General features: G+C 67.5%; 28 protein-coding genes and 2 pseudogenes. 14 read left to right on the forward strand and 16 right to left on the reverse strand.

Translation table 11 applies throughout. From position 1 onward, the window contains the following. Positions 1-184 precede the first annotated feature (184 nt). The 8 genes from PSm6_RS05200 to PSm6_RS05235 all read right to left on the reverse strand — a co-directional run bounded on the left by PSm6_RS05200 (position 185) and on the right by PSm6_RS05235 (position 5,876). On the reverse strand, positions 185-955 hold the full coding sequence (locus PSm6_RS05200) for a crotonase/enoyl-CoA hydratase family protein (RefSeq protein WP_265169703.1): 771 nt from the start codon (positions 953-955) through the stop codon (positions 185-187). Positions 956-1,076: 121 nt separating this feature from the next. Next, on the reverse strand, positions 1,077-1,988 hold the full coding sequence (locus PSm6_RS05205; RefSeq protein ID WP_021217018.1) for an SDR family oxidoreductase: 912 nt from the start codon (positions 1,986-1,988) through the stop codon (positions 1,077-1,079). Between the two features lie 149 nt (positions 1,989-2,137). Further along, positions 2,138-2,389, reverse strand: a complete 252-nt coding sequence (locus tag PSm6_RS05210; RefSeq protein ID WP_021217019.1) for a hypothetical protein — start codon at positions 2,387-2,389, stop codon at positions 2,138-2,140. Positions 2,390-2,524: 135 nt separating this feature from the next. Then, complete coding sequence (locus tag PSm6_RS05215; RefSeq protein WP_043239920.1) at positions 2,525-3,055, reverse strand: DUF1569 domain-containing protein; 531 nt, start codon at positions 3,053-3,055, stop codon at positions 2,525-2,527. Further along, entirely contained in the window at positions 3,052-3,936 is an 885-nt protein-coding gene (locus PSm6_RS05220) for an alpha/beta fold hydrolase (RefSeq protein ID WP_265169704.1), read from the reverse strand. Before PSm6_RS05220 ends, PSm6_RS05215 begins: the two co-directional genes overlap by 4 nt. Beyond that, entirely contained in the window at positions 3,936-4,718 is a 783-nt protein-coding gene (locus PSm6_RS05225) for a class II aldolase/adducin family protein (protein WP_043240272.1), read from the reverse strand. The genes PSm6_RS05220 and PSm6_RS05225 overlap by 1 nt, the downstream gene beginning before the upstream one ends. Positions 4,719-4,819: 101 nt before the next feature. Further along, the gene (locus PSm6_RS05230; protein WP_031286919.1) at positions 4,820-5,506 is read right to left on the reverse strand and encodes an LrgB family protein; all 687 of its coding nucleotides are present in this window, start codon (positions 5,504-5,506) and stop codon (positions 4,820-4,822) included. After that, the gene (locus PSm6_RS05235; protein WP_021217024.1) at positions 5,496-5,876 is read right to left on the reverse strand and encodes a CidA/LrgA family protein; all 381 of its coding nucleotides are present in this window, start codon (positions 5,874-5,876) and stop codon (positions 5,496-5,498) included. The genes PSm6_RS05230 and PSm6_RS05235 overlap by 11 nt, the downstream gene beginning before the upstream one ends. A 98-nt stretch (positions 5,877-5,974) precedes the next feature. Here PSm6_RS05235 and PSm6_RS05240 point away from each other — a divergent pair, with 98 nt between their 5' ends. After that, positions 5,975-6,865 (forward strand): LysR family transcriptional regulator, encoded by an 891-nt coding sequence (locus PSm6_RS05240; RefSeq protein ID WP_021217025.1) that lies wholly within the window; start codon positions 5,975-5,977, stop codon positions 6,863-6,865. Between the two features lie 21 nt (positions 6,866-6,886). Here the strand turns inward: PSm6_RS05240 and PSm6_RS05245 are convergent, their stop codons facing one another. Then, the gene (locus PSm6_RS05245) at positions 6,887-7,339 is read right to left on the reverse strand and encodes a flavodoxin (protein WP_021217026.1); all 453 of its coding nucleotides are present in this window, start codon (positions 7,337-7,339) and stop codon (positions 6,887-6,889) included. A 102-nt stretch (positions 7,340-7,441) separates the two neighbouring features. Here PSm6_RS05245 and PSm6_RS05250 point away from each other — a divergent pair, with 102 nt between their 5' ends. Next, complete coding sequence (locus PSm6_RS05250) at positions 7,442-7,885, forward strand: PAS sensor domain-containing protein (RefSeq protein WP_021217027.1); 444 nt, start codon at positions 7,442-7,444, stop codon at positions 7,883-7,885. Between the two features lie 193 nt (positions 7,886-8,078). Here PSm6_RS05250 and PSm6_RS05255 read toward each other — a convergent pair whose 3' ends face one another. Next, positions 8,079-9,029 carry a MerR family transcriptional regulator gene (locus PSm6_RS05255; RefSeq protein WP_043239916.1) on the reverse strand — a complete coding sequence of 317 codons (951 nt, stop codon included), beginning with the start codon at positions 9,027-9,029 and terminating at the stop codon, positions 8,079-8,081. Positions 9,030-9,300: 271 nt separating this feature from the next. On the opposite strand from PSm6_RS05255, the gene PSm6_RS05260 reads away from it, so the two are divergent. From PSm6_RS05260 to PSm6_RS05290, 7 genes are all read left to right on the forward strand, one after another. Continuing rightward, entirely contained in the window at positions 9,301-9,870 is a 570-nt protein-coding gene (locus PSm6_RS05260) for an antibiotic biosynthesis monooxygenase (RefSeq protein ID WP_021217029.1), read from the forward strand. A 206-nt stretch (positions 9,871-10,076) separates the two neighbouring features. Continuing rightward, positions 10,077-10,787, forward strand: coding sequence for a dihydromonapterin reductase (gene folM, locus PSm6_RS05265; RefSeq protein WP_043239913.1), 711 nt, complete (start codon positions 10,077-10,079; stop codon positions 10,785-10,787). 22 nt (positions 10,788-10,809) lie between these two features. Next, positions 10,810-11,370 carry a GTP cyclohydrolase I FolE gene (gene folE, locus PSm6_RS05270; RefSeq protein ID WP_021217031.1) on the forward strand — a complete coding sequence of 187 codons (561 nt, stop codon included), beginning with the start codon at positions 10,810-10,812 and terminating at the stop codon, positions 11,368-11,370. A 2-nt stretch (positions 11,371-11,372) separates the two neighbouring features. Then, complete coding sequence (gene folX, locus PSm6_RS05275) at positions 11,373-11,744, forward strand: dihydroneopterin triphosphate 2'-epimerase (RefSeq protein WP_031286921.1); 372 nt, start codon at positions 11,373-11,375, stop codon at positions 11,742-11,744. 100 nt (positions 11,745-11,844) lie between these two features. Then, a complete protein-coding gene (locus tag PSm6_RS05280; RefSeq protein ID WP_021217033.1) occupies positions 11,845-12,138 on the forward strand; it encodes a DUF1244 domain-containing protein in 294 nt (97 codons plus the stop codon). After that, positions 12,135-12,473, forward strand: coding sequence for a HopJ type III effector protein (locus tag PSm6_RS05285; protein WP_021217034.1), 339 nt, complete (start codon positions 12,135-12,137; stop codon positions 12,471-12,473). Before PSm6_RS05280 ends, PSm6_RS05285 begins: the two co-directional genes overlap by 4 nt. 170 nt (positions 12,474-12,643) lie before the next feature. Then, positions 12,644-13,246 carry a putative glycolipid-binding domain-containing protein gene (locus PSm6_RS05290; protein ID WP_021217035.1) on the forward strand — a complete coding sequence of 201 codons (603 nt, stop codon included), beginning with the start codon at positions 12,644-12,646 and terminating at the stop codon, positions 13,244-13,246. 115 nt (positions 13,247-13,361) lie between these two features. Here the strand turns inward: PSm6_RS05290 and trxB are convergent, their stop codons facing one another. Continuing rightward, a complete protein-coding gene (gene trxB, locus PSm6_RS05295; RefSeq protein WP_021217036.1) occupies positions 13,362-14,309 on the reverse strand; it encodes a thioredoxin-disulfide reductase in 948 nt (315 codons plus the stop codon). 346 nt (positions 14,310-14,655) lie between these two features. On the opposite strand from trxB, the pseudogene cysZ reads away from it, so the two are divergent. Then, positions 14,656-15,335, forward strand: a pseudogene (cysZ, locus tag PSm6_RS05300) (sulfate transporter CysZ). 68 nt (positions 15,336-15,403) lie between these two features. Continuing rightward, positions 15,404-16,618: a glycosyltransferase family 4 protein gene (locus PSm6_RS05305; protein WP_081711407.1), complete on the forward strand. Its 1,215-nt coding sequence runs from the start codon at positions 15,404-15,406 to the stop codon at positions 16,616-16,618. Here PSm6_RS05305 and PSm6_RS05310 read toward each other — a convergent pair whose 3' ends face one another. The 5 genes from PSm6_RS05310 to PSm6_RS05330 all read right to left on the reverse strand — a co-directional run bounded on the left by PSm6_RS05310 (position 16,619) and on the right by PSm6_RS05330 (position 21,163). Beyond that, positions 16,619-17,578, reverse strand: a complete 960-nt coding sequence (locus PSm6_RS05310) for a DegV family protein (protein ID WP_021217039.1) — start codon at positions 17,576-17,578, stop codon at positions 16,619-16,621. A gap of 185 nt (positions 17,579-17,763) precedes the next feature. Next, positions 17,764-18,873 (reverse strand): NADH:flavin oxidoreductase, encoded by a 1,110-nt coding sequence (locus tag PSm6_RS05315; RefSeq protein WP_043239903.1) that lies wholly within the window; start codon positions 18,871-18,873, stop codon positions 17,764-17,766. A 56-nt stretch (positions 18,874-18,929) separates the two neighbouring features. After that, the gene (locus PSm6_RS05320) at positions 18,930-19,520 is read right to left on the reverse strand and encodes a TetR/AcrR family transcriptional regulator (RefSeq protein WP_031286925.1); all 591 of its coding nucleotides are present in this window, start codon (positions 19,518-19,520) and stop codon (positions 18,930-18,932) included. Between the two features lie 538 nt (positions 19,521-20,058). Further along, positions 20,059-20,541 (reverse strand): glutathione peroxidase, encoded by a 483-nt coding sequence (locus PSm6_RS05325; protein ID WP_021222300.1) that lies wholly within the window; start codon positions 20,539-20,541, stop codon positions 20,059-20,061. A gap of 136 nt (positions 20,542-20,677) precedes the next feature. Beyond that, complete coding sequence (locus PSm6_RS05330; RefSeq protein ID WP_021222299.1) at positions 20,678-21,163, reverse strand: FKBP-type peptidyl-prolyl cis-trans isomerase; 486 nt, start codon at positions 21,161-21,163, stop codon at positions 20,678-20,680. Between PSm6_RS05330 and PSm6_RS05335 the strand changes: the two genes are divergently transcribed. The 3 genes and pseudogenes from PSm6_RS05335 to pta all read left to right on the forward strand — a co-directional run bounded on the left by PSm6_RS05335 (position 21,162) and on the right by pta (position 24,732). Continuing rightward, positions 21,162-21,461: a DUF3565 domain-containing protein gene (locus PSm6_RS05335; protein WP_021222298.1), complete on the forward strand. Its 300-nt coding sequence runs from the start codon at positions 21,162-21,164 to the stop codon at positions 21,459-21,461. The genes PSm6_RS05330 and PSm6_RS05335 overlap by 2 nt on opposite strands. After that, positions 21,461-22,644 (forward strand): annotated as a pseudogene (locus PSm6_RS05340) (acetate kinase). The gene PSm6_RS05335 and the pseudogene PSm6_RS05340 overlap by 1 nt, the downstream one beginning before the upstream one ends. A gap of 9 nt (positions 22,645-22,653) precedes the next feature. Then, positions 22,654-24,732, forward strand: a complete 2,079-nt coding sequence (gene pta / locus PSm6_RS05345; RefSeq protein ID WP_184487416.1) for a phosphate acetyltransferase — start codon at positions 22,654-22,656, stop codon at positions 24,730-24,732. The last annotated feature ends 93 nt before the right edge of the window (positions 24,733-24,825 follow it).

Genomic DNA, 24,825 nt, shown 5'->3' on the forward strand with positions numbered 1-24,825 from the left:
TAGCAACACTTAACGCAGACAGAGCCAATGAATTCGCCCCCGGGAAGGGCCGGGGCGGATGCCAGGCGTAGGGTGGAGGTCGCTTTTTACCTCCACCAAACGAACGCCATCGGTCGCACCAAGCCTGCCCATTCGCGAATGAATTCGCTCCCACGGACGGGGTTCGGCGGATGACGGCCCGTCGTCAGGAAAACTGCCCGTGGCGCCCCTTGCCGCCGCTGAAGGCCTGGGCACCGGTGCGGGTTTCACCGCTGTGGATAACCTCGAGCCCACCTTCGAACTCATTGGCGATGGCCGCGTCGAACGGCAGCTGCCATTGGGCGTAGGCGCTGGCACGGTCGGCGAGCATGCAGCGTTGCGGGAAGGCGGCAATCTCCAGGGCCAGCCGCTCCGCTGCTTCGCGTGCCGTACCGGCTGGCACCACGCGGTTGGCCAGGCCGATGGCCAGTGCTTCCTCGGCCTGCACCGGGCGGCCGGTGAGGATCAGGTCCAGCGCCCTGCCCTGGCCGACGATGCGCGGCAGGCGCACGGTGCCGCCGTCGATCAGCGGCACGCCGAAGCGCCGGCAGAACACCCCGCACACGGCGTCCTCGGCCATCACCCGCATGTCCGCCAGCAGCGCCAGTTCCAGGCCGCCGGCCACGGCATAGCCTTCGATGGCGGCGATCAGCGGCTTGGCCAGCTGCATGCGGCTCGGCCCCATGGGCCCGTCGCCGTCCACCTCCAGGCGGTTGCTCCGCTCGCCATCCTCGGCCACCGCCGCCAGGTCCGCCCCGGCACAGAAGGTACCGCCCGCGCCGGTAAGCACCGCCACACGCGCCGCGTCATCGGCCTCGAAGGCGCGCAGGGCGTCGGCCAGCGCCTCGGCGGTGGGCCGGTCGACGGCATTGCGCACCTGCGGGCGGTCGATGGTCAGGGTGGTGACGGGGCCGTTCTTCTCGACTCGGATGCTCATCGGGACTCCTCGGGTTGAAACGCGGGCATGAAAAGGCCGGCAAGATTGCCGGCCTTCAACATAGTGCGTCCCCGGGGAGATGTTCAGCCCACTGGCGGAACTCCCAAGGAGTCTGGCGGGATCAGCCCACGTATTTCTGCAGGTTGGCCATCATTTCCTTCAGCGCTTCGACGTTGTCCGCCGGGTGGGCAGCGCCTTCGAAGTCGCAGATCTGCTTCCAACTGGCGGCCACGTCTTCGACGCTGAAGCCTTCGCGCGGGTCGAAGCCGGCGCCCAGGCTGCGCTCCCAGCGCACCTTGCCGATCCAGCCGCCGCCCACTTCGAACAGACCGGAGGTTTCCTGGCACTGCTCGCTGCCGAGGTAGACCACCAGCGGACTGACCAGCTCGGGCTTGAGCTGCTCGAACACCTGCGGCGGGATCAGGCCTTCGGTCATGCGGGTGCCGCCGGTGGGGGCAATGGCGTTGACGAAGATGTTGTTCTTGCGGCCTTCGATGGCCAGGGTGCGGGTCAGGCCGTAGAGGCCGAGCTTGGCCATGCCGTAGTTGGATTGGCCGAAGTTGCCGTAGATGCCGGAGGTGGACGAGGTGAAGATCACCCGGCCGAAGCCTTGCTCGCGCAGGTGCGGCCAGGCGGCGCGGGTCACCTTGTAGGCGCCTTCGACGTGGACCTTGTAGACCAGCTCCCAGTCAGCGTCTTCCATCTTGTGGAAGGTCTTGTCGCGCAGGATGCCGGCGTTGTTCACCACCACGTCGATGCGGCCGAAGGTGTCGAGGGCGGTCTGCACGATCTTGTCGCCGTCGGTGACCGAATCATGGTTGGCCACGGCGGTGCCGCCGGCTTCGCGGATCTCGGCCACCACGCGGTCGGCAGCCGAGGCGTTGGCGCCTTCACCGTGGGTGCTGCCGCCCAGGTCGTTCACCACCACCTTGGCGCCGTGCTTGGCGAACAACAGCGCATGGGCGCGACCCAGGCCGCCACCGGCGCCGGTGACTATGACCACTTTGTCTTCGAAACGGATCGACTCGCTCATGCAATGGACTCCAGGGCAGTTTTTGGTATCGGCCGAGTTTCCTGCAGCCCGGCCCCACGCCACAAGGAAAGGCGGCGGGCATGAATGGTGGCCGATAACGCCAGGGGATAGCGGGCCGCTGAAAACCGCCCCGTCAGCGACCCGCGCCGCTACTCGAAGGGCATGAAGATGCTGCCCCGTGGCCGCAGCTTGAACAGCCACCAGTTATGAAAGGTGCAAAGCAGCGTCAGCGCCAGGCAGGCGAAGAAGGAACCGGCCGCCGACCACCAGATGCGCGGGCTGCTTTCGGCATAGCAGCCATAGAACACCAGGCCGATGCTGGCGAGCAGCAGGAGCAGCGCCAAGGGCCGCCCCACGCCATGGATGAAGGGGTGGAGGAACACCAGCAGCTTGTACAGCATCGCGATCTCCAGGCGCCGGGGCGAGCCCGGCGCTGCGTCATTGAGTGGAGTCGCGATGCTAGGGCCTCGCCCCGTTGCCGGCTGCCGGGACGGTTCGACAGGCGCTGACGGATGGCTCGGATACTGGGCGTGGCCTTAGGCCAGGTGGATCAGGCTCAGGTGGTCGTACAGGTGCATGACATGGGCCCGGGCGTAGTCCTCATGGCTCAGCGCGCCGTAGGCGAAATGCGCCTTGAGCTCGCTCTGGTAGGCGGCGAAGTCGGCGAAGGCCAGTTGCAGGCGGCCCAGCGCTTCGGCCTGGGACGCAGGCGCATCCAGGGGCCGGGCACCGGGGATGGCTTCATCCAGCGGGTGGCGCATGGCCCCGCGCGCCGTGAACAGGCCAAAGGCCACAGGCCCGACGCTGCCTCGGAACCAGGCCGGCTTGAGCTCGGGGTAACCGCTCATGGAGTACTCGATGCTCTGGGCACAGTGGTTGAACACTTCGGCCGGGCTCCAGCCACGGGTGCTCACCAGCACCTTGTCGACCAGGCCCGCCAATACCCGCTGGGCGTCGGCGAGGTCCGTGGTGCCGGGCCTCGGGCCACGGGGCAGCGCCCAGAAGCCCGCCCCGACGCCGGCCACACCGGCGAGGGCAGTGAATTTCAGTAGCTGCCGACGGTTCACGAACGTGCCTCCAGGGCCTGGCGGAAGGCCAGGTAATGCTCCAGCACCGCCTCGGGCGCCTCGGTTTGCGGGTAGTGGCCGATGCCGTCCAGCAGCACCGTATCCGGCTGCGGGATCAGCTCGCGGTAGCGCGCCACCATGTGCGCCCCGGAGATCGGGTCCACCGCGCCGTCGATCACCCGCAGCGGCAGCCCACCCTTCTGCATGGCGGCCACCCAGCGGTCGCGCTGCTCGCGGCGTTCGGCGATGTAGCGGATCAACCTGTGCATCACGCGCGGCCCCTGCTGCTGGGCGATCAGGCTCCAGAAGTCGTCCAACTCCGCCTCGCTGGGCTGGGTCGCGGGGCCGAACACCTTGCCGAAGTTCGCCCCCAGCTTGGCACGGGAAAAGCCCCGGCCGATCAGCGGCCCCAGCGGGCTGAGCAGCAGCTTCTGCACCAGCACCGGGCGGTGCGTCTCGGGGAACAAACCACCATTGAGGAACACGCAGCTGCCCAGGGCACAGCGCCCTTCGTGGTGCCGCGCCACCAGCTCCTGGGCGACGCTGTCGCCGTAGTCGTGGGCCAGCAGGTGCACCGGCCCCGCAATGCCCAGGTGACGCAGCAGCGCCAGTTGCAGGTCGGCCTGTTCCAGCAGCCGGTAGTCGTGGCCACGGGGCTTGTCGGAATCGCCGAAACCGAGCATGTCGCAGGCGATCACCCGGTAGCGCTCGGCCAGCGGGCCCCAGATGTAGTGCCAGTCCCAGGAGGCCGTGGGGAAGCCGTGGATCAGCAGCAGCGGCTCGCCCTGCCCGGCTTCCCAGTAACGGATGCGGTGGCGATGGAACAGCAGGTCGCGGCCCTGGGCGCGCCAGTCGCCCAGGGGAATGCCCGCCAGGGCCATCAGTCGGCGTATCCCGGGTTCTGCAGGTCGAGCTTGCGCAGCAGCGCCGGCCAGGGCAGCGAGCCGCCCATGCCCTGGGAGGTCTTCATCACGCCGGCGATCATCGCCCGGGCGCCGTCGAGGATCTGCTGCGGGATGTGGATAAGTTCGGCGCCGCCGCTCTGGGCCATCACCTGGATCTCGCAGGCGCGCTGCAGGGTGAACATGCCGAGGAAGGCGTCGGCGATGCTGCCGAAGGCGGTGAGCAGGCCGTGGTTGGGCAGGATCAGGAAGTTGGCATTGCCGAGGTCGGCCTGCAGGCGGGCCTTCTCCTCGTGGTTCAGCGCCACGCCTTCGTACTGGTGGTAGGCCAGGCTGGCGAGCACGAACAGCGACTGCTGGGACAGCGGCAGCAGGCCCTGCTTCTGTGCCGACACGGCGATGCCGGCGGCGGTGTGGATGTGCAGCACGCAGTTGGCGTCGTGGCGCACCTCGTGCACGGCGCTGTGGATGGTGTAGCCGGCCGGGTTGATGTCGTAGGGGCTGTCCATCAGCTTCTTGCCGGAGTGGTCCACCTTCACCAGGCTGGAGGCGGTGATCTCGTGGAACATCAGCCCGTAGGGGTTGATGAGGAAGTCTTCGGTGCCGGGCACCTTGGCGGAGATGTGGGTGAAGATCAGGTCGTCCCAGCCGTACAGGGCGATGAGCCGGTAGCAGGCGGCGAGGTCGACGCGGGTCTGCCACTCGGCGGCGGAAATCTGGTTCTTGACGGCGTTCGGGTGCAGGGATTGGGCAGCGGTCACGGTGATCACCTCGGTTCTTGTTGTGTGCGATGACCCAGGAGTCTAGCGAGGGCGTGGCGATCCGATAGTCGCCTTGGCAGCCATCCGAATGACCGCAGGAGTCACAACAGGACGGCCACCAGGGGCGCGGCGAAGAGGTTGAGCAGGCCCATCAGCACCATCACCAGGCCGGCCACGGTGCCTTCCTCGCGGCCCACTTCCTGGGCCCGGCTGACCCCCGCGCCATGGGCGCCAACGCCCAACAGCGCGCCCCGCGCCAGGGTGCTGCGCAGGGGCAGCCAGCGGATCAGCAGGCTGCCGGCCAGGGCGCCGAAGACGCCGGTGATCATCACGAACACCGCCGTGAGCTCCGGCACGCCACCCAGACCCTGGGCCAGCGGCATGGCGAAGGGCGTGGTGATCGAGCGCGGCACCAGCGACAGGCTCACCGAGGCTTCCAGGGCCAGCGCATGGGCCAGCCACCAGGAACTGGCGATGGCCACCGTGCTGCCCATGAGCATGCCCAGCGACAGCGCCGGCCAATGCCGCGCCAGCAAGGCGCGCTGCTGCCAGATGGGCACGGCGAAGGCCACGGTGGCCGGGCCGAGCAAGAGCATCAGCCAGTGGGTGGCGCCGGAGTATTCGGCGTAGCCGGTGTGCAGCGGCACCGCCACGGCCAGCAGCAGCGCCGGCACCAGGATCAGCGGCGACAGCAGGTAGCGCCCGCTGCGCCGGTACAGCCAGCGGCTGAGCAGGTAGCCGCCCAGGGTCAGCGCCAGCCAGAACCAGGACATGGGTTCAATGTTCACGGCCATCGCTCCAGCGGCAGACGAATTCGACGGTCAGCGCGGTGGCGAGCATCACCAGCAGCGTGCTGGCGCCGATCACCAGGAGGATGCGCCAGCCCTCGCTGCGCAGCAGGGCGCCGTAGTCCAGCAGGCTCATCAGCGCAGGGATGAAGAACAGCAGCATCTCCGCCATCAGCAGGCCGGCCCCCAGTTGCAGGGCGCCCGGCTGCACCCGACCGCTGGCGAAGGCGGCGAGCAGCAGGCCGAGGCCAATCACCCCGCCCGGAATCGGCCAGGCCAGCCAGGCGGCGATCTGGCAGCCGAGCAGGTACAGGCCGATGAGCACGGCGAGTTGCAGGCAGAGGCGGGAAAGGTGCATGAGACGGGGCATGGCGGGTGACTCCGGAACTGGCCACCAGCTTAGAACCGCGCCTATCATCCCAAAAGCGAATTGTTCGACTTGCAGCCATTCTATATTGGAATACAGCGATGGAATTCAACCAGCTCCGCAGCTTCGTCGAAGTCGTCCGCCAGGGCGGCTTCACCCAGGCCGGGCGCGCCCTGCATGCCACCCAGTCAACCATCAGCAAGCAGGTGGCCCAGCTCGAACAGCGCCTGGACGTGCAACTGCTGGAGCGCAACGGCCCGCACCTGCGCCTCACCGAAGCCGGCGCCCTGGTGCTGCGCCGCGCCGAGGAGATGCTGCGCCTGCGCCAGGACCTGCAAAGCGAGCTGCACGACCTCAGCCAGCTGCAACGCGGCGAGCTGCGCCTGGGCCTGCCGCTGCTGGGGGGCGAGGTGCTCTTCGCCGAGCTGTTCAGCGAATACCGCCGGCGCTACCCGAACATCAACGTGCACCTGGCCGAGGGCGGCAGCAAATTGCTGGAGCAGGCGATCCTCCAGGGCGAGCTGGAACTCAGCGGCGGTCTGACTCCCAGCGACCCGGCCTTCGACCACCAGCCGTTCTGCAACGAACCGCTGGATGTGCTGCTACCGGCCGACCACCCGCTGCACGACCAGCCGAGCCTGGCCCTGGCCCAGCTCGCCGACTCGGCCTTCCTGCTCTACCAGCAGAGCTTCACCCTCAACGACCGCCTGCTGCAGGCGTGCAAGCAGGCCGGCTTCACCCCACGGGAAGCCGGGCGCAGCGGCCAGGCGGATTTCCTCGCGGCGCTGGTGGCGGCCGGCCAGGGCGTGGTGCTGCTGCCGCGCATCGTCGCCCGGCACCTGGAGCGCCCGGGCATCGTCCGGCTGCCGTTGCGCGAACCGGACCTGCGCTGGGACATCGCCTTCGTCTGGCGGCGCGGGGGTTATCTGTCGAATGCGGCGCAGGCCTGGCTGGCGCTGCTGCGGGAGAAGGGACCGCTGGCCCGGGACTGACCGGGCCGCGTGTCGGGGAAGTCAGGCGCTGCGCAGGGCCTGGATGAGCTCGGCGATCCAGGGTTCGGCGTCGACCTCAGGGGTCACGGTTTCGCTGGAATCCACCCGCAGCATGTCCACCACTTCGCGGATGCCCAGCTCGGCATAGAGCTCGCGCACCTGCTCGCCGCCGCCGCAGAACACGTCGTAGCTGGAATCGCCCAGGGCCAGCACGGCACCGGGGCGGCCGCGCCAGTCGGGGAGTTGGTCGCGGATGCTGTGGTACAGCGGCAGCAGGTTGTCCGGCAACTCGCCCATACCGGTGGTCGAGGTCACGGTGAGGAAGGCGTCCGGGGCGAAGGCCTTGAGCTCGTCGAGCCCCATGTGGGCCTTGTGCCAGGCCTCGAAACCGGCGGCCTTGAGCAGGCGCTCGGCATGGCGGGCAACTTCTTCGGCGGTGCCATAGACCGACCCGGAGAGAATGGCGACTTTCATGACAACTCCTGAAACGTTGGCAAACGGCGCGCATTATGCCGCAAGTGGAAAGCCTGGGCCGATGTCTTAGAATCTCGGAGCCACCGAACCGAGAGCCTCTACATGATCAACGCCAAGCTGCTGCAACTGGTGATCGACGCGTCCAACGACGGCATTGTCGTCGCCGAGCAGGAGGGCGAGGACAACATCCTCATCTACGCCAACCGCGCCTTCGAGCAACTCACCGGCTACGCCCGCGACGACATCCTCTATCAGGACTGCCGTTTCCTGCAGGGCGAGGACCGCGACCAGGTCGCCCTCGCCGCCATCCGCCAGGCGATTCGCAAGGGCGAACCGTGCCGGCAGATCGTGCGCAACTACCGCAAGGACGGCAGCCCCTTCTGGAACGAGCTGTCCATCACCCCGGTGTTCAACGAGGGTGACCAGTTGACCTATTTCATCGGCATCCAGAAGAACGTCACGCCCGAGATCGAGGCACGGCAGCGTGTCCGCGAACTGGAGGCGGAAGTGGCGGCCTTGAAGGCGGAGCTGGCGGCCAAGGGCTGAGCTGCCGAGCCGGAACGAGACGCCCCGCGCGAGGCGGGGCGCCTTGTGGGAATAAAAGACCGGCGGCCGAAGAGGAACAAGGAGGGGGACGCGTTGGCGGCCGGTTGCGCAGTTGGAAGGCTCACAGCCAATTCTTGTACATAAAATTGTTTTGTACAGGAATCGCATCGACAATTTTTAAACACGCATCCAATCAGGTGTCCAGGTGCCCCGCAAGGAACTGCGCCAGACGCCGCTGCATCGAGCGACCGTCGCTGCCCAGGCAGGCGACGGGCGAGCCATCGAGGCTGTCTCCCAGGAGGTCCGCCGCCTCACCGGCCAGGGCCAGGGGGCAATCGAGGGTCAGGGCGAGACGTGACAGGCGGCTGGCCGCATCGTCCTGCGGCGGGTGGTTGGAGAACAGCACCAGCGCCTGGGGCCGCATCTTCTCGCAGACCAGCGCCAGCTCCTGGAGGGGTTGCTCGAGCCCCAGGACGCTGACTGCCACCTCATCGCTGCCCATCAGCAGGCCGGCCACCAGCAGCTCCAGCTCACGGCATTCGCCGGGAATGGGGGCCAGCAGCACACGGTCACCCGCGAGATTGCGCGCCAGCTGCAGCCGCTGCAGCACCCGCGCGCGCAGGAAGGCGTCGAGGAAGGCCCATTCGCTGGCCGCCCCGTATTCGTCCTGACGCAGCAACAGGTCGCGCCACACCGGCATCAGGACATCCTGGAACGCCACCGGGACCGGGTAGGTGGAGAACACCTGGCCGTAGAGACGTTCCACGCCTGCTTCGTCGAAGCTCGCCAGGACCCGGCGCAGCTGCGCCTGGAGCTCGACCCACTCGGCGCTCGCCACGCCCTGGTAGGCCGGCACCGCCGGTGCCTTGGCCTGGGCGCTGCGGGCCAGGATGGTGCCCACCTTGCTCACCGCCACGCCGCGATCCATCCAGGCGAGGATGTTGCGCACCGCCTCGATGTCGGCGAAGGAATAGAGGCGATGGCCGCTGTCGGTGCGGGTCGGCTTGATCAGGCCATAGCGTCGCTCCCACGCACGCAGGGTGACCGGGTTGACGCCAGTGAGGCGGGAAACCTCGCGGATGGGGAACAGTTCTTCCTGCTGCATGGCGATATCGGCCTGAGGGGCGGCGGCGGGTTCGATCATGATCGGCTGCGATGGATGGACGATGCGCCTGAGTTTAACCCAGCACGGGCCTCGCGCTCGAATGCATGTCTGACGGGCGGGCGCACCTGCCTGGTGCAACGGGCGACGCCAGCGACCGGCTGTCCGCCTGCAACCCGCGAGGAGACGTACCCCTGGAGATTTTTGGCGAATCCGGAATAATCCTTGCCTCTTCGAATACGCAGCCCATCACCCCGGGCTGCGTTTCGCGCCCCGCCTACCCGGCCGGGTGCCCGTTCAGTGGAGATACACGATGTCTGCCGACCCCGTCACCCTTATGGTGGCGCGCCGCGTTTCCCGCGAGCGCTATTCCGATTTCATGGCCTGGCTGCGCGAAGGCGAGCAACTGGCTGCCGACTTCCCCGGCTACCTCGGCTCAGGCGTGCTCGCGCCGCCTCCCGAAGACGACGAATTCCAGATGATCTTCCGCTTTGCGGACGAGTCGACCCTGTCGGCCTGGGAGCACTCCGCTTCGCGCCGCGCCTGGCTGGAGCGCGGCGCCGGCCTCTTCGAGCAGCCCCATGAACACCGCGCCCTGGGCCTGGACGCCTGGTTCGGCAGTGCCGATCGCCGCCCGCCACGCTGGAAGCAGAGCGTGGCCATCTGGCTGGCGTTCTTCCCGGTGTCGCTGGGTTTCAACCTGTGCTTCGGTCCCTGGCTGGCCGACCTGCCGCTGGTCCTGCGCATCCTCCTCAGCACCCTGGCGCTGACGCCGCTGATGACCTATTGGTTCATCCCGTTGTCCACCCGCCTGCTGGCCCTCTGGCTCAACGCACCAGCACCCCGCGCCCGCCGCCCAGGCGCCACCGCTCCCTCGCGATAACGTCACAAAGGTTGTACAGGCGCGACACCTGTACAACCACGAAACGCGCCCGACGCCTCTATAACCCCACATAAATCAAGGCCTTGACTGAAATCTCAGTCGGAATTCGCATTTTTGCGGCGCCAACAATTGTACAAATACGGGCATCTGGTATAAGTTTTCAGCATTCCGCCCCACCCCGGGCATCGTCCTGCCTCGAGGCCCCCATGAGCCCTTCGGCCGCTCCCATCCTGATCACCGGTGCCAGCCAGCGCGTGGGCCTGCATTGCGCCGAGCGCCTGCTGGACGACGGCCAGCCGGTGATCATCAGCTACCGCACCGAGCGCGACGGCGTGCACCGCCTGCGTGAGCGCGGGGCCTGCGTGATCGCGGCGGACTTCTCGGACGAAGCCGGGATCCTCGCCTTCATCGAACGTCTCAAGGCCGCCACCCCGCACCTGCGGGCCATCGTGCACAACGCCTCCGACTGGCTCACCGAAGCCCCCGGCCACGAAGCCGAGGCCTTCCAGCGGATGTTCAGCGTGCACATGCTGGCGCCCTACCTGATCAACCTGCATGCCGAAGCGCTGCTGCGCCACGGCGGCCCGGCCGACATCGTCCACATCAGCGACGACGTGGCGCGCAAGGGCAGCGAGAAGCGCATCGCCTACTGCGCCAGCAAGGCCGGGCTGGACAACCTCACCCTCTCCTTCGCCGCGCGCTACGCCCCGGCCATCAAGGTCAACGGCATCGCCCCGGCGCTGGTGATGTTCAACGACAACGACGACGCGGCGTACCGCGAGAAGACCCTGGCCAAATCCGCGCTGGGCATCGAGCCGGGCGCCGAGGTGGTCTACCAGGGCCTGCGCTACCTGCTGGACAACCCCTACGTCACCGGCACCACCCTGACACTGAACGGTGGCCGTCACCTCAAGTGAGGCGGCCGCGAGGAAACCATCGATGAGCGAACAACTGCCCCACCATTACCGGGAAATCCTTCTCGGCCTGGGCGAAGACCCGCAGCGCGAAGGCCTGCTGGACACCCCCAAGCGCGCCGCCAAGGCCATGCGCTACCTGTGCCACGGCTACGAGCAATCGCTGGACGAGATCGTCAACGGTGCGCTGTTCGCGTCCGACAACGACGAGATGGTCATCGTGCGGGACATCGAGCTCTATTCCCTCTGCGAGCACCACCTGCTGCCCTTCATCGGCAAGGCCCATGTGGCGTACATTCCCACCGGCAAGGTGCTGGGGCTGTCCAAGGTGGCGCGCATCGTCGACATGTTCGCGCGGCGCCTGCAGATCCAGGAGAACCTCACCCGGCAGATCGCCGAGGCGATCCAGAGCGTGACCGGCGCCGCCGGCGTCGCCGTGGTCATCGAGGCCCAGCACATGTGCATGATGATGCGTGGCGTGGAGAAGCAGAACTCGCAGATGCTCACCTCGGTGATGCTCGGCGCCTTCCGCGAGAGCTCGACCACCCGCCACGAATTCCTGCAACTGATTGGACGGAGCAAGTAACAATGCCGCGACTGGAGCCCGGAATGGCGCGAATCCGCGTCAAGGACCTGCGCCTGCGCACCTTCATCGGGATCAAGGAAGAAGAGATCCTCAACAAGCAGGACGTGCTGATCAACCTGACCATCCTCTACCCCGCCGTGGAGGCCGTGGAAGGCAACGACATCGAGCACGCGCTGAACTACCGCACCATCACCAAGGCAATCATCCGCCACGTCGAAGAGAACCGCTTCGCCCTGCTGGAGCGCCTGACCCAGGAGATTCTCGACCTGGTCATGGCCAACCCCAGCGTGCGCTACGCCGAAGTGGAAGTGGACAAGCCCCACGCCCTGCGTTTCGCCGAATCGGTGTCCATCACCCTCGCCGGCCACCGCTGACAGAACCCGTGATGCCCGGCCACTCGCCGGGCATTGCCGCCGCCGGGAGCCGCTCATATCATCCCGACGCCCCGCCATCCCGAGCCCAGGAGAACCTGCGATGAACGAGCAAGAACGCCTCGAACTCGAAGCCGCCGCCTTCCGCCAATTGGTCCAGCACCTGCGCAGCCGCCCGGACGTGCAGAACATCGACCTGATGAACCTCGCCGGCTTCTGCCGCAACTGCCTGTCCAAGTGGTACAAGGCCGCCGCCGACGACCTCGGTGTCGAGGTCACCCCGGACCGGGCCCGCGAAGAGATCTACGGCATGCCCTATGCCGAGTGGAAAACCAAGTACCAGAAAGAAGCCAGTGCCGAGCAGCAAGCGGCCTTCAACAAAGCGAACAAAGAATGACCCTGATCGATTTCCGCGCCCGCCTGCGTAGTGGCCAGCACGCCTTCGCCGACACCCTGGCGTTCATCGCCGAGGGCTACGACTACCAGCCCACCGCCTTCGTCAACGGCAAGGTGGAGAACGCCGCCGGCCAGAACGAGGGCTCCTGCAAGACCCTCGGCCTGGTCCTGCTCGAAGGCCTGGGCCTGGACGAAGCGCTGCTGGCCTTCGGCGAGCACTACCGCGCGGTGCTCGCGACCCCGGAAGGCAGTGACCACGGCAACATCCGCGCCCTGATGGAAACCGGCCTGGCCGGTGTGCGCCTCGACGGCGAACCGCTCAAACGCAAGGCCTGAGGCGGGTCGGAACGGCGCTCGCAGCGCCGTTCATCTGTCAGAAAAGGCTGACATACGTCACAAAGGGAACAACGTATCCTGCGCGACGTAACGGGAACACCAGGGACGGTGTCCTACGCATATACGCCCGTTGTGCGTGCCCCTTCCCGTGCAGTTTCGGAGTCGCATGGATGCAACAGACCCTCGTGTGGAAACCCTGGACCAACCCCGGCATCGAGAACCTGCGCCTGCATATCGATGCCGCGGGCATTCATGCCAGCAGCCATTTGATGCTGAGCGCCGGCGGGCAGAGTTTCGCCGCCACCTACGTGCTCGACTACGACCCCTGCTGGCGCTTCCGCAGCCTGTGGATAAAGGTCGACAACCACGGCCAGAGCAGCCTGCGCCTGCAGCGCGACATCCGTGGCCAGTGGCGCCTGGACGGCCAGCCGCGCGGCGACCTCGACGCCTGCCAGCAGGTGCTGCTCTCCGCCAGCCCCTTCACCCACACACCGATCCTGCAGCGCAGCGCCCTCGAATGCGGCCAGAGCGAAGAGCTCCAGGTCGCCTTCATCGACCTGCCCAGCCTCGCCGTGCAGGCCCGTGGCCAACGCTATCAATGCCTGCGCCAGCAAGGGGAGCAGACCCTCTACCGCTGCGAACCCCAGGGCCGCCACAGCAGCGAGCTGGCCCTCGACCGCAACGGCCTGGTGCTCAAGGCCAGCGACCAGTTCCTGCGCCTCGCCGCCCGCACCCTGACCCTGGACGAGCTGCCCATCAGCACACTGGTGTGAATCACCCGCCATGAAAAAGCCCCGCCGAAGCGGGGCTTTTTGTTCACGTGGATGACGAGCAACCGTAGGCTGGCGCCGAGCGCGGCGAGGCTCAACACCCGGACAGTCTGATTCATCAGGCCTCGTCGAGGTAGCGCTCCACATCCAGCGCCGCCATGCAGCCGGCACCGGCCGAGGTGATGGCCTGGCGGTACACGTGGTCGGCCACGTCGCCCGCCGCGAACACACCGGGGATGTTGGTGGCGGTGGCGTTGCCGTCACGGCCGCCGTTGACCACCAGGTAGCCGTCGCGCAGGGTCAGCTGGCCCTCGAACAGCGAAGTGTTGGGCGTATGGCCGATGGCGACGAACAGCCCGTCCACCTTCAGCTCATCGGCGCTGCCGTCGTGGTTGCGCAGGCGCACGCCGGTCACGCCCATGTCGTCGCCCAGCACCTCATCCACCTGGGCGTTGAGCTTGAGCACGATGCGGCCCTCGGCGATGCGCGCCTTGAGCTTGTCCTGAAGGATCTTCTCGGCGCGGAAGGTCTCGCGGCGGTGCACCAGGGTCACCTTGCTGGCGATATTGGCCAGGTACAGCGCCTCTTCCACGGCGGTGTTGCCGCCGCCCACCACCGCCACTTCGCGGTTGCGGTAGAAGAAGCCGTCGCAGGTGGCGCAGGCGGACACGCCCTTGCCCATGAAGCGCTCCTCCGAGGGCAGCCCCAGGTAACGGGCGCTGGCGCCGGTGGCGATGATCAGCGCGTCGCAGGTGTAGGTGCCGCTGTCACCGCGCAGGGTGAAGGGCTTGCCGGCCAGGTCCACGGCATTGATGTGGTCGAAGACGATCTCGGTCTCGAAGCGCTCGGCGTGCTCCTGCATACGCTGCATCAGCGCCGGGCCGGTGAGGCCATGGGGGTCGCCGGGCCAGTTGTCGACTTCGGTGGTGGTGGTCAGCTGGCCGCCGGCCTGCATGCCGGTGATCAGCAGCGGCTTGAGGTTGGCGCGCGCGGCATAGACGGCGGCGCTGTAACCGGCGGGGCCGGAGCCGAGGATGATGACCCGTGAATGGCGCGTGGCGGACATGGATGACACCTCGTGAAATAAAAGGAGATCGCTGCGGGCACTTGGGGAAGGCTTTCAGGAATGCAGCGATCTCGCGAACCGGTGGGGCCGGCCTGGCGACTGCCGGAGCCCCGAAATTGCTGGCAAGGCTACCGAGCGCCCCGGGGGCCGGGAAATGTGTATTCCTTATCCCGACCATAGGGCCGTCCTATCGCTCGGTGGGAAGCGCGACTCAGGCGCTTTTACCGGTCACGCAAAGCCGGTAAGGTCGCGCCATGTCCACTCTCTGGAGCCCTCGATGCCCGCCCCCGCCCTGTCCGGCCCGCAATACCTCGGCGAAGGCCTGAAACTCATCCTCAGCCCAGGCCTGCGCCTGTTCGTGCTGCTGCCGCTGACCCTCAACCTGGTGCTGTTCATCGCCCTGATCGGCTTCGCCATGCAGCAGTTCAGCGGCTGGGTCGAAGCCTTCATGCCCAGCCTGCCGAGCTGGGCGAGCTTTCTCGAATACCTGATCTGGCCGCTGTTCGTGATCCTGGTGCTGCTGATGGTGTTCTTCAGCTTCACCATGATCGCCAACATCATCGCCGCGCCCTTCAACGGCTTCCTCGCCGAGAAGGTGGAAGTGGTGGTGCGTGGCCAGGATGATTTCCCCCCTTCAGCTGGGCCGAACTCACCGCCATGGTGCCGCGCACTGTGGGCCGCGAACTGCGCAAGCTGGGCTACTTCCTGCCACGGGCCATCGGCCTGCTGATCCTCAGCTTCATCCCCGGGGTGAACCTGGTGGCGACACCGCTGTGGTTCCTTTTCGGCGTGTGGATGATGGCGGTGCAGTACATCGACTACCCAGCGGACAACCACAAGCTGGGCTGGAACGAAATGCTCGCCTGGCTGCGCGAAAAACGCTGGCAGAGCCTGGGTTTCGGCGGCTCGGTGTACCTGGCGCTGCTGATCCCCTTCGTCAACATCGTGATGATGCCCGCCGCCGTCGCCGGCGCCACCCTGTTCTGGGTGCGCGAAGGCGGCGAAAAGGCCCTGCCGCAGGCCTGAATCCCCCCGCCCCGGCCACTGGCGCCGGGGCTGTCACCCAGTCGTCATACAAATTTCACACTGGCTACATGGCGCTGTTCGACACTGCATCCATGAGCCTGCTGCCCCTGAACATCTCGCTGATCAGCGAAACCTTCCTGCCGGAGATCAACGGCGTCGCCAACACCCTGGCGCGCCTGTGCGACGGCTTGCGCGCCCGTGGCCACCGCCTGCAGCTGGTGCGCCCGCGCCAGGCCTGCGACCAGGGCGTGAAGAGCAGCGACGAACTGCTGCTGGTGCGCGGCTGGCCGCTGCCCGGCTACCCCGGCCTGCAGTGGGGCCAGTCGAGCCTGCACAAGCTGATCGCGCGCTGGAAGCGCAAGCGCCCGGACGTGCTCTACATCGCCACCGAAGGCCCGCTCGGCCTCTCCGCCCTGCGTGCCGCGCGGCGCCTGGGCATTCCGGCGATCAGCGGTTTCCACACCAATTTCCAGCAATACACCGGGCACTACGGCGTCGGCCTGCTGACCCGCCTGATGACCAACTACCTGCGCTGGTTTCACAACGCCTCGCAACTGACCCTGGTGCCCAGTGCCAGCCAGCGCGAGGAGCTGCAGCGCCGCGGCTTCGAACGCCTGGCCCTGCTGTCCCGCGGCGTCGACGGCCAACTGTTCAACCCGGCCCGGCGCTGTGCGGCGTTGCGGGAATCCTGGGGCCTGGGGCCGGACGATATCGCCGTGCTGCATGTCGGCCGCCTGGCCCCGGAGAAGAACCTCAGGCTGCTCGGCCCGACCTTCCACGCCCTGCAGCAGGCGTATCCACAGAAGACCATGCGGCTGATCCTGGTGGGCGACGGGCCGCAGCGCGCACAGCTCCAGGCGGAGCTGCCCGAGGCCCTGTTCCTCGGCCTGCAGCGGGGCGAGGAGCTGGCCAGGCACTACGCCTCCAGCGACCTGTTCCTGTTCCCCAGCCTCTCCGAAACCTTCGGCAACGTGGTGCTCGAAGCCCTCGCCTCCGGGCTCGGCGTGGTGGCCTTCGACCAGGCTGCAGCGGCGCAGCACATCCGCCACGGCCACAACGGCGCCCTGGCGATGCCGGACGTACCGGTGACCTTCAGCGATGCCGCGTGCTGGCTGCTGGAAGACAGCGAAACCCTGCGCCGGGTGCGCCTGAACGCGCGCCAGCATGCGGGCCGCCAGGGCTGGGAGGCGATCATCCAGCAGTTCGAACAGCACCTGCACGATGTCCACCAGGCGCTGCCCGAACCCCGCGTGACAGCGGGGCTGGACCGCCTCCAGCGCTGATCAGCCGAAGGGCCGGGCCGGTGCGGCGAAGGCCAGGCTCAGCGCGCCCTTGCCGAGGTTGATGGCGCCGGTGGGGCTGAGCATCGCCACCTGCAGGTTCACCTCGCGTTGGGCGCACACCGATTCCAGCTGGGCGAAGCCCGGCAGGTCGCGCACCACCGACAGGTCCCCGGCGTAGCTCAGGCACAGCTGCGGTGCCAGCAACTCGCCCGCCAGCACCTGGGCGGTGGCGTGGGCCAGCAGCTTCTCCGCCGCACGCTCGAAGCTCGGCGCCAGGGACACCGGCTTGTCCTCGCCCTGCTGCACGCTGATCACCGGCTTCACATCCAGCAGCGAGCCCAGTCCCAGGGCTGCGCCGCGCATACGGTCGAGCAGGCCGCCACGCTCGCCCTTCTGGAAACCACGGCGGCGCAGGTGGCCGAGGTCGTCGGCGATGAGGAAGGTGCAGACGCTCTCCGAAAGTTGTTCCAGCCGCGCCCGCACCGCGCTCGGGTGGCCGCCGGCGGCGACCAGCCGGGCCGCCTCGGCAGCCAGTACGGCGCTGCCGGCGAACATGCTGCGGCCATCCACCACGCGCATGGCGAAGGGGCTGTTGAGGCCAGCCTCGGCGCGGCGTTCGCGGTAGTGCTGGAGCAGGCTGAAGGAGGCCTGGGTGGCGTGCTCGAAGATCGGGCTGCGCAGGCTGGAGATGGTCAGGCAGATGACATGGTCGTAGGCGGTCACCAGTTCTTCGAGGAACCACTGCTGCATCTCCGCCACCGACAGCGCGTCGCTGTGGTCCTCCGGGCCGACCTTGGCCAGCTGCTCGGCATAGAACTGCCGGGTGGCCTCGGGTACACGGCGGTCCACCAGGGCTTCACGCCCCAGGTGGATACGGATCGGCAGCACACGGATGCCGTGGGCAGCGAGGAATTCCTGAGGCAGGTCACAAGTGGCATCCACTACCAGTCCAGTGCGCATGACGACTACTCCTTCGGCCGGTGAACCGGCGCTTGTTGTGATGTTCGCGACCTTGCGCCTTGCCCGCCCGCAAGTCAGCCCAACCGATTGAGGGTTTCACCGGCTCGCAGGCATAAAAAAGCCCCGCACGAGACGGGGCTGGAAATGGGTGCGCCGGCAGGGCCGACGCACCGGGGGACGAATGCTCAGACCAGGCTGGTCAGGGCGTCGCGGCTGAACGGCAGGATGTCCTGCATGCGGCCTTCACGGACCTTGGTCGCCCAGTCCGGGTCCACCAGCAGGGCGCGGCCCACGGCCACCAGGTCGAATTCCTCATTGTTCAGGCGTTCCAGCAGACCTTCGATGTTGGCTGGCTGGGCGACCTTGTCGGTCTTGACCATGAACTGCAGGAACTCGCCATCCAGGCCGACGCTGCCGACGGTGATGGTGGGCTTGCCGGTGAGCTTGCGGGTCCAGCCGGCCAGGTTGAGGTCGGAGCCTTCGAACTCCGGCTCCCAGAAGCGGCGGGTGGAGCAGTGGAAGATATCCACGCCGGCATCGGACAGCGGCTTGAGGAAGGCGCCCAGTTCTTCGGCGGTCTGCACCAGGCGGGCGGTGTAGTCCTGCTGCTTCCACTGGGAGAAGCGGAAGATGATCGGGTAGTCGGGGCCGACGGCCTCGCGCACGGCCTTGACCACTTCGATGGCGAAGCGCGAGCGCTGGGCCAGGTCGCCACCGTAACCGTCAGTGCGCTGGTTGGTGCCTTCCCAGAAGAACTGGTCGATCAGGTAGCCGTGGGCGCCGTGCAGTTCGACGCCGTCCATGCCGATGGCCTTGGCGTCACGGGCGGCCTGGGCGTAGGCGGCGACGACGTCGTCGATGTCCTGCTGGGTCATGCCGTGGACCACCACCTGGCCGTCCTTGAGCTTCTCGCTCGGGCCGTAGCCGGGAACGCTGGCGTCCGGCTCGGTGCCCAGGCGGCGGACGTTACCCACGTGCCACAGTTGCGGGACGATCTTGCCGCCTTCGGCGTGCACGGCGTCGACCACGGTCTTCCAGCCGGCCAGGGCGTCTTCGCCGTAGAAGCGCGGTACATGGGGGTAACCGTTGGCGGCCTGGTGGCCGATGGTGGTGCCTTCGGTGACGATCAGGCCGACGCCGGCGGCAGCGCGGCGGCGGTAGTACTCGACCACCTGCTCGGTGGGCACGCCGCCCGGGGAGAAGGAGCGGGTCATGGGCGCCATCACCACACGGGTCGGCAGCTCGAGGGCGCCGAGGCGGAAGGGGGCGAACAGGGCGTCTGCGGATGCGGTCATCGGGGTCTCCTGATTCCGGCCAAGTGACCGGTCGTCTCGTTTATGGGCTTTAGGGGTCACACCCGCAGCAGGCGCTGCAGGCGGGTCATGAAATCGAACAGCGGCCGGGCGCCGGCACCGACCTTGAGGCGGGTGAGCACGCCCTGCCAGGCGTTGGCGATGAAACCGGCGAGGTTGGCGCAGTCCTCGTCCGCCGGCAGCTCACCGGCACGCTGGGCCTCTTCCAGGCAGGCCTGGAGGATGTCCGCCGAGCGCTGCAGGATGGCGTCCACCTGGGCACCGATGGCGGGCGACAGCTCGGCCATCTCGAAGCTCAGGCTGCCGATGAAGCAGTGGTACTCCAGCTTCTCGTGGCGGGTGAAATGGCTGACCAGCTCACCGTAGTAGTCGAGGATGCGCTGGGCCGGGCTCTTCGCCGGATCGGACAGGGCCTGGGCGTAGCGCTCCAGGCGCGGCGAGTAGAGGTAGTCCAGCGCCTGCAGGGCGAAATCTTCCTTGCTGGCGAAGTAGTGGTAGAAGGACCCCTTGGGAATCCCCGCTGCCTGGACGATCTCCTGCACGCCGGTACCGTGGTAGCCCGCGCGGGTCATCACGCCGGTGCCCTTGGCCAGGATCAGGTCACGTTTGTCGAGTCGGATGCTGTTCATGGCGCCGAGCATATGACCGGTCGTCTCGCTCGGCACAGCACTATTGATCAGGGTGATTTTGGGTCAGAAAGCAGGCGTGCCTTACCCGGCGGTAATGGCCTGTCGTGAAGGTAAGGGCGGGTGTGGGCATCGTAGGTTGGCGCCGAGCGCAGCGAGGCCCAACGCAGCGATGTTCGGCCCCGCTGCGAGCCCCCTATGGGAGCGGCTTCAGCCGCGAAAGACCCGTTACCGGCACCTGGCTGCGAGCGACTGGGGGCTCCATCGCGAATGAATTCGCTCCCACGGAATGTGCCGCCCAATCACGATTCATGTAGGGGCGACTTCAGGCCGTAGGGCGGGTGAAACCCGCGAAGGGTGGGTGCGGCGTTGTCGGGTTGCACCCGACCTACAAGCCCCACCACGGCCCATGTAGGGGCGACTTCAGTCGCCAAGCAGGCCGCAGGACTGCCAATCTCCGGCGCTTTCCTGCAGCACCGCCTGGTGGATGAAAAAGCACCATCCACCCTACGCAGGTCCCGCCATCAGGGGGAGGAGCGCCTCAGCCCAGCGCCTTCTCGATGGCCAGCACCAGGGCCGGGTCGTCCGGGGCGGTGCGTGGGGAGAAACGGGCGAGCACGCGGCCGTCCTGGCCGACGAGGAACTTCTCGAAGTTCCAGGTGATGTCGCCGGGGAATTCGGCGCCCTCGCCCGCCAGCAGGCGATACAGCGGATGACGGCCGGGGCCGTTGACCTCCAGCTTGCTGCCCAGGGGGAAGCTCACGCCATAGTTGAGGCTGCAGAACTCGCGGATCTCGTCTTCGCTGCCAGGCTCCTGGCCGGCGAACTGGTTGCACGGCAGGCCGAGCACGGTGAAACCCTTGTCGCGGTACTGCTGGTGGAGCTTTTCCAGCCCGGCATATTGCGGTGTCAGCCCGCACTTGGAGGCGACGTTGACCACCAGAACCACCTGCCCCTTGTAGGGCGCCAGAGGCAGCTCCTGACCGTCGAGGGCACGCAGGTTGAGGTCGTGGAATGCACTCATGACAAACTCCTGGATCGTCGCAAGGGAACATCGCAGCGGGACAAAAAAGGCGCCCGTGGGCGCCTTTTCGGTTGATCAGAGCTTAGCAGCCCCGAGGCGACCGAGCGTTGCCGCAAGTCGCCTGGCTGCCCGCCGATCAGTGGTGGTGACCACCTTCGCCATGGATATGGCCGTGGGCGATCTCTTCGGCGCTGGCTTCACGCACGTTGACCACTTTCACGTCGAAGCTCAGGCGCTGGCCGGCCAGCGGGTGGTTGCCGTCGACGGTCACGTCGTCGCCATCGATGTCGCGGATGGTGACGATCTGCATGCCGCCGTCCGGGCCGGACGCATGGAACTGCATGCCGACTTCCAGCTGATCGACGCCTTCAAACATAGCGCGGCTGAGGGTGGCAACCAGTTCGGCGCTGTATTCGCCGTAGGCATCTTCCGGTTCGATGGCGACCTTGATCGCATCACCGGCCTGCTTGCCTTCGAGGGCCTTTTCCAGGCCGACGATGATGTTGCCGGAACCGTGCAGGTACACCAGCGGCGCGCCGCCAGCGGAGCTGTCGATGACCTCACCGGCGTCGTTGGTGAGCGTATAGTCGATGGAGACAGCCTTGTTGGCGGCAATCAGCATGGTGCAAGACCTTTTGGAGAAGATTGAAGAACGTGCAAGTCTAACTGCCAAGACGGCCGATTGCGACCCGAAGGCTGACGGACGGATCGTACGCTTACTTGACTTCCGCCAGGATGACGAAGGCCATTGGGTGGCAGTCTTGTCCTGCGGCCATACCCAGCACCTGCGCCACCAGCCGCCCTGGCAGTCGCGCGCCTGGGTGCTGGACCCGGCACAACGCGAAGCACGGCGTGGACAGCCCTTTTCCTGCGGCTGGTGCGCCCGTGGCGCGGACCCCGAACCAACCAAGGAGCAATGATGCCCTCACGCAACATTCTGGTGATCAACTGTGGCAGTTCGTCGATCAAGTTCGCCCTGGTCAGCGAGGCCCATTCGCAGTTCCCCCTGTTCGGCATCGCCGAGCGCCTGGGCAGCCGCGACGCCGAACTGCGCTGGCAGCGTGGCGGCGACAAGGACAGCCTGATGATTCCCAACGGTGATTACCGCGTCGCCCTCTCGCAGTTGCTGCCCCTGGTGCAGGCGGCCACCGGCGGCAAGTTGCACGGCATCGGCCACCGCGTGGTGCACGGCGGCGAGCGCTTCACCTCGGCGCGCCGCCTGGATAACGAGGTGATCGCGGCGATCCGCGCCATCGCCCCCTCGCCCCGCTGCACAACCCGGCGGCGCTGCAGGGCATCGAAGCCGCCATGACCGTCTACCCGCAGTTGCCCCAGGTGGCGGTGTTCGACACCTCCTTCCACCAGAGCCTGCCCGAGCACGCCTACCGTTACGCCGTTCCGGAACACCTCTACCGCGACCACGGCGTGCGCCGCTACGGCTTCCACGGCACCAGCCACCGCTACGTCAGCCACCGTGCGGCGGAAATCGCCGGGCTGTCCATCGGCGACAGCAGCTGGCTCTCCGCGCACCTGGGCAACGGCTGCTCCACCTGCGCCATCGTCGACGGCCAGAGCCGCGACACCAGCATGGGCCTGACGCCCCTGGAAGGCCTGGCGATGGGCACCCGCAGCGGCGACATCGACCCCAACCTGCACAGCCACCTGGCCAGCACCCTGGGCTGGAGCCTGGAAGAGATCACCCGCGTGCTCAACAGCGAGAGCGGCCTCAAGGGGCTCTCCGGCCTGTCCAACGACATGCGCGCCCTGGAGCAGGCCCGCGAACAGGGCCACCCCGGCGCCACCCTGGCCATCGAGGTGTTCTGCTACCGCCTGGCCAAGAGCCTGGCCGCCATGAGCTGCGCCCTGCCCCAGCTCGATGGCCTGATCTTCACCGGCGGCATCGGCGAGAACTCGCCGCTGATCCGCAGCAAGACGGTGGCGCACCTGAAGCTCTTCGACCTGGCCATCGACAAGGAGGCCAATGCCCGCTGTATCCGCGGCATCGCCGGCCCGATCCACAAATACGGTCACACACGCATCCTCGTGGTCCCGACCAACGAGGAGCGGCAGATCGCCCTCGACACCCTCGCCCTGCTCAACTAAGGCGGCTCCATGCATACATTCTTCATCGCCCCCACCGGTTTCGGCGTCGGCCTCACCTCCATCAGCCTGGGCCTGGTCCGCGCCCTGGAGCTGGCCGGCCTCAAGGTCGGCTTCTACAAGCCCATCGCCCAGCACCACCCGGGCGACCGCGGCCCCGAGCGCTCCAGCGAACTGATCGCCCGCACCCACGGCCTCACCGCGCCCAAGGCGCTGGAGCTGTCCCAGGTCGAGCGCATGCTCGGCGACGGCCAGCTCGACGAGCTGCTGGAAGAGATCGTCAGCCGCTACCAGCAGGCCGCCGAAGGCAAGGACGTGGTGATAGTCGAAGGCATGGTGCCCACCCGCCACGCCAGCTACGCGGCACGGGTCAACTTCCACCTGGCCAAGAGCCTGGACGCCGAGGTGATCCTGGTCTCGGCCCCGGAAAACGAAACCATCACCGAGCTCTCCGACCGCATCGAGATCCAGGCCCAGTTGTTCGGCGGGCCGCGCGACCCCAAGGTGCTCGGGGTGATCCTCAACAAGGTGCGCGAGGCGGACTTCGCCGAGCAGATCCGCGAGAACTCCTCGCTCCTGCGCAGCGACGACTTCCGCCTGCTCGGCTGCATCCCCTGGGAAGACGAGCTGAACGCCGCACGCACCCGCGACGTGGCCGACCTGCTGGGCGCGCGGGTGATCAACGCCGGTGACTACGAACAGCGCCGGGTGCAGACCATCGTCCTCTGCGCCCGCGCCGTGCCCAACACCGTGCCGCTGCTCAAGCCCGGCGTGCTGGTGGTGACCCCGGGGGACCGCGACGACATCATCCTCGCCGCCAGCCTCGCCGCCATGAACGGCGTGCCCCTGGCCGGCCTACTGCTGTGCAGCGACTTCCCGCCGGACCCGCGCATCATGGAACTGTGCCGCGGCGCCCTGCAGGGCGGCCTGCCGGTGCTGGCCGTGGCCACCGGCTCCTACGACACGGCCACCAACCTCAACCGCATGAACAAGGAAATCCCGGTGGACGACCGCGAGCGCGCGGAGAAGGTCACCGAGTTCGTCGCCCGCTTCCTCGACCAGGATTGGCTGCGCGACCGCTGCGGCACCCCGCGCGAGCTGCGCCTGTCGCCCCCAGCCTTCCGCCACCAGTTGGTGAAGCGGGCGCAACTGGCCGGCAAGCGCATCGTCCTGCCCGAAGGCGCCGAACCCCGCACCGTACAGGCTGCCGCCATCTGCCAGGCCCGTGGCATCGCCCGCTGCGTGCTGCTGGCCAAGCCCGAGGAGGTGCAGGCGGTGGCCGTCGCCCAGGGCATCGTGCTGCCCGAGGGGCTGGAGATCCTCGACCCGGACCTGGTGCGTCCGCGCTACGTCGAACCCATGGTCGAACTGCGCCAGGGCAAGGGCCTCAACGCCCCCATGGCCGCTGCGCAGCTGGAGGACAGCGTGGTGCTGGGCACCATGATGCTGGCCCTGGGCGAGGTGGACGGCCTGGTCTCCGGCGCCGTGCACACCACCGCCAACACCATTCGCCCGGCCCTGCAGCTGATCAAGACCGCGCCGGGCTACAAGCTGGTGTCATCAGTGTTCTTCATGCTCCTGCCGGAGCAGGTGGTGGTCTATGGCGACTGCGCGGTGAACCCCGACCCGAGCGCCGCCGAGCTGGCGGAAATCGCCCTGCAGAGCGCCGACTCGGCCGCCGCCTTCGGCATCGAGCCCAAGGTGGCGATGATCAGCTATTCCACCGGCGACTCCGGCAGTGGCGAGGAAGTGGAGAAGGTGCGCGAAGCCACCCGCCTGGCCCGTGCCGCACGCCCCGACCTGCTGATCGACGGCCCGCTGCAGTACGACGCCGCCGCCATCGACAGCGTCGGCCGGCAGAAGGCCCCCAACAGCCCGGTGGCCGGTCATGCCACGGTGTTCGTGTTCCCCGACCTGAACACCGGCAACACCACCTACAAGGCGGTGCAGCGCAGCGCCCAGGTGGTCAGCGTCGGCCCCATGCTGCAGGGCCTGCGCAAACCGGTGAATGACCTCTCCCGCGGCGCCCTGGTGGACGACATCGTCTACACCATCGCCCTCACCGCCATCCAGGCGGCGACCCGCGACTGAGCACCCTGCCCGGCGGGTGGCCGCGCTGCCCGACCGGGCGGTCACCCTTGCCGCTTGCAGTTCAGTGAACAGGCGTTAACCTGTGCCACCACT

It is taken from the genome of Pseudomonas solani (genome assembly GCF_026072635.1).
Taxonomy (GTDB): Bacteria; Pseudomonadota; Gammaproteobacteria; order Pseudomonadales; family Pseudomonadaceae; genus Metapseudomonas; species Metapseudomonas solani.

Coding starts and splice junctions, on each gene's coding strand:
- PSm6_RS05310 (WP_021217039.1), bottom strand. CDS start 17,578: ATGCGCACTGGACTGGTAGTGGATGCCACTTGTGACCTGCCTCAGGAA.
- PSm6_RS05290 (WP_021217035.1), top strand. CDS start 12,644: ATGCAACAGACCCTCGTGTGGAAACCCTGGACCAACCCCGGCATCGAG.
- PSm6_RS05200 (WP_265169703.1), bottom strand. CDS start 955: ATGAGCATCCGAGTCGAGAAGAACGGCCCCGTCACCACCCTGACCATC.
- PSm6_RS05315 (WP_043239903.1), bottom strand. CDS start 18,873: ATGACCGCATCCGCAGACGCCCTGTTCGCCCCCTTCCGCCTCGGCGCC.
- PSm6_RS05255 (WP_043239916.1), bottom strand. CDS start 9,029: ATGATCGAACCCGCCGCCGCCCCTCAGGCCGATATCGCCATGCAGCAG.
- PSm6_RS05245 (WP_021217026.1), bottom strand. CDS start 7,339: ATGAAAGTCGCCATTCTCTCCGGGTCGGTCTATGGCACCGCCGAAGAA.
- PSm6_RS05335 (WP_021222298.1), top strand. CDS start 21,162: ATGGTGCAAGACCTTTTGGAGAAGATTGAAGAACGTGCAAGTCTAACT.
- folX (WP_031286921.1), top strand. CDS start 11,373: ATGCCGCGACTGGAGCCCGGAATGGCGCGAATCCGCGTCAAGGACCTG.
- PSm6_RS05330 (WP_021222299.1), bottom strand. CDS start 21,163: ATGCTGATTGCCGCCAACAAGGCTGTCTCCATCGACTATACGCTCACC.
- trxB (WP_021217036.1), bottom strand. CDS start 14,309: ATGTCCGCCACGCGCCATTCACGGGTCATCATCCTCGGCTCCGGCCCC.
- PSm6_RS05250 (WP_021217027.1), top strand. CDS start 7,442: ATGATCAACGCCAAGCTGCTGCAACTGGTGATCGACGCGTCCAACGAC.
- PSm6_RS05320 (WP_031286925.1), bottom strand. CDS start 19,520: ATGAACAGCATCCGACTCGACAAACGTGACCTGATCCTGGCCAAGGGC.
- folM (WP_043239913.1), top strand. CDS start 10,077: ATGAGCCCTTCGGCCGCTCCCATCCTGATCACCGGTGCCAGCCAGCGC.
- PSm6_RS05325 (WP_021222300.1), bottom strand. CDS start 20,541: ATGAGTGCATTCCACGACCTCAACCTGCGTGCCCTCGACGGTCAGGAG.
- PSm6_RS05280 (WP_021217033.1), top strand. CDS start 11,845: ATGAACGAGCAAGAACGCCTCGAACTCGAAGCCGCCGCCTTCCGCCAA.
- folE (WP_021217031.1), top strand. CDS start 10,810: ATGAGCGAACAACTGCCCCACCATTACCGGGAAATCCTTCTCGGCCTG.
- PSm6_RS05210 (WP_021217019.1), bottom strand. CDS start 2,389: ATGCTGTACAAGCTGCTGGTGTTCCTCCACCCCTTCATCCATGGCGTG.
- PSm6_RS05240 (WP_021217025.1), top strand. CDS start 5,975: ATGGAATTCAACCAGCTCCGCAGCTTCGTCGAAGTCGTCCGCCAGGGC.
- pta (WP_184487416.1), top strand. CDS start 22,654: ATGCATACATTCTTCATCGCCCCCACCGGTTTCGGCGTCGGCCTCACC.
- PSm6_RS05205 (WP_021217018.1), bottom strand. CDS start 1,988: ATGAGCGAGTCGATCCGTTTCGAAGACAAAGTGGTCATAGTCACCGGC.
- PSm6_RS05285 (WP_021217034.1), top strand. CDS start 12,135: ATGACCCTGATCGATTTCCGCGCCCGCCTGCGTAGTGGCCAGCACGCC.
- PSm6_RS05260 (WP_021217029.1), top strand. CDS start 9,301: ATGTCTGCCGACCCCGTCACCCTTATGGTGGCGCGCCGCGTTTCCCGC.
- PSm6_RS05305 (WP_081711407.1), top strand. CDS start 15,404: ATGGCGCTGTTCGACACTGCATCCATGAGCCTGCTGCCCCTGAACATC.
- PSm6_RS05220 (WP_265169704.1), bottom strand. CDS start 3,936: ATGGCCCTGGCGGGCATTCCCCTGGGCGACTGGCGCGCCCAGGGCCGC.
- PSm6_RS05235 (WP_021217024.1), bottom strand. CDS start 5,876: ATGCCCCGTCTCATGCACCTTTCCCGCCTCTGCCTGCAACTCGCCGTG.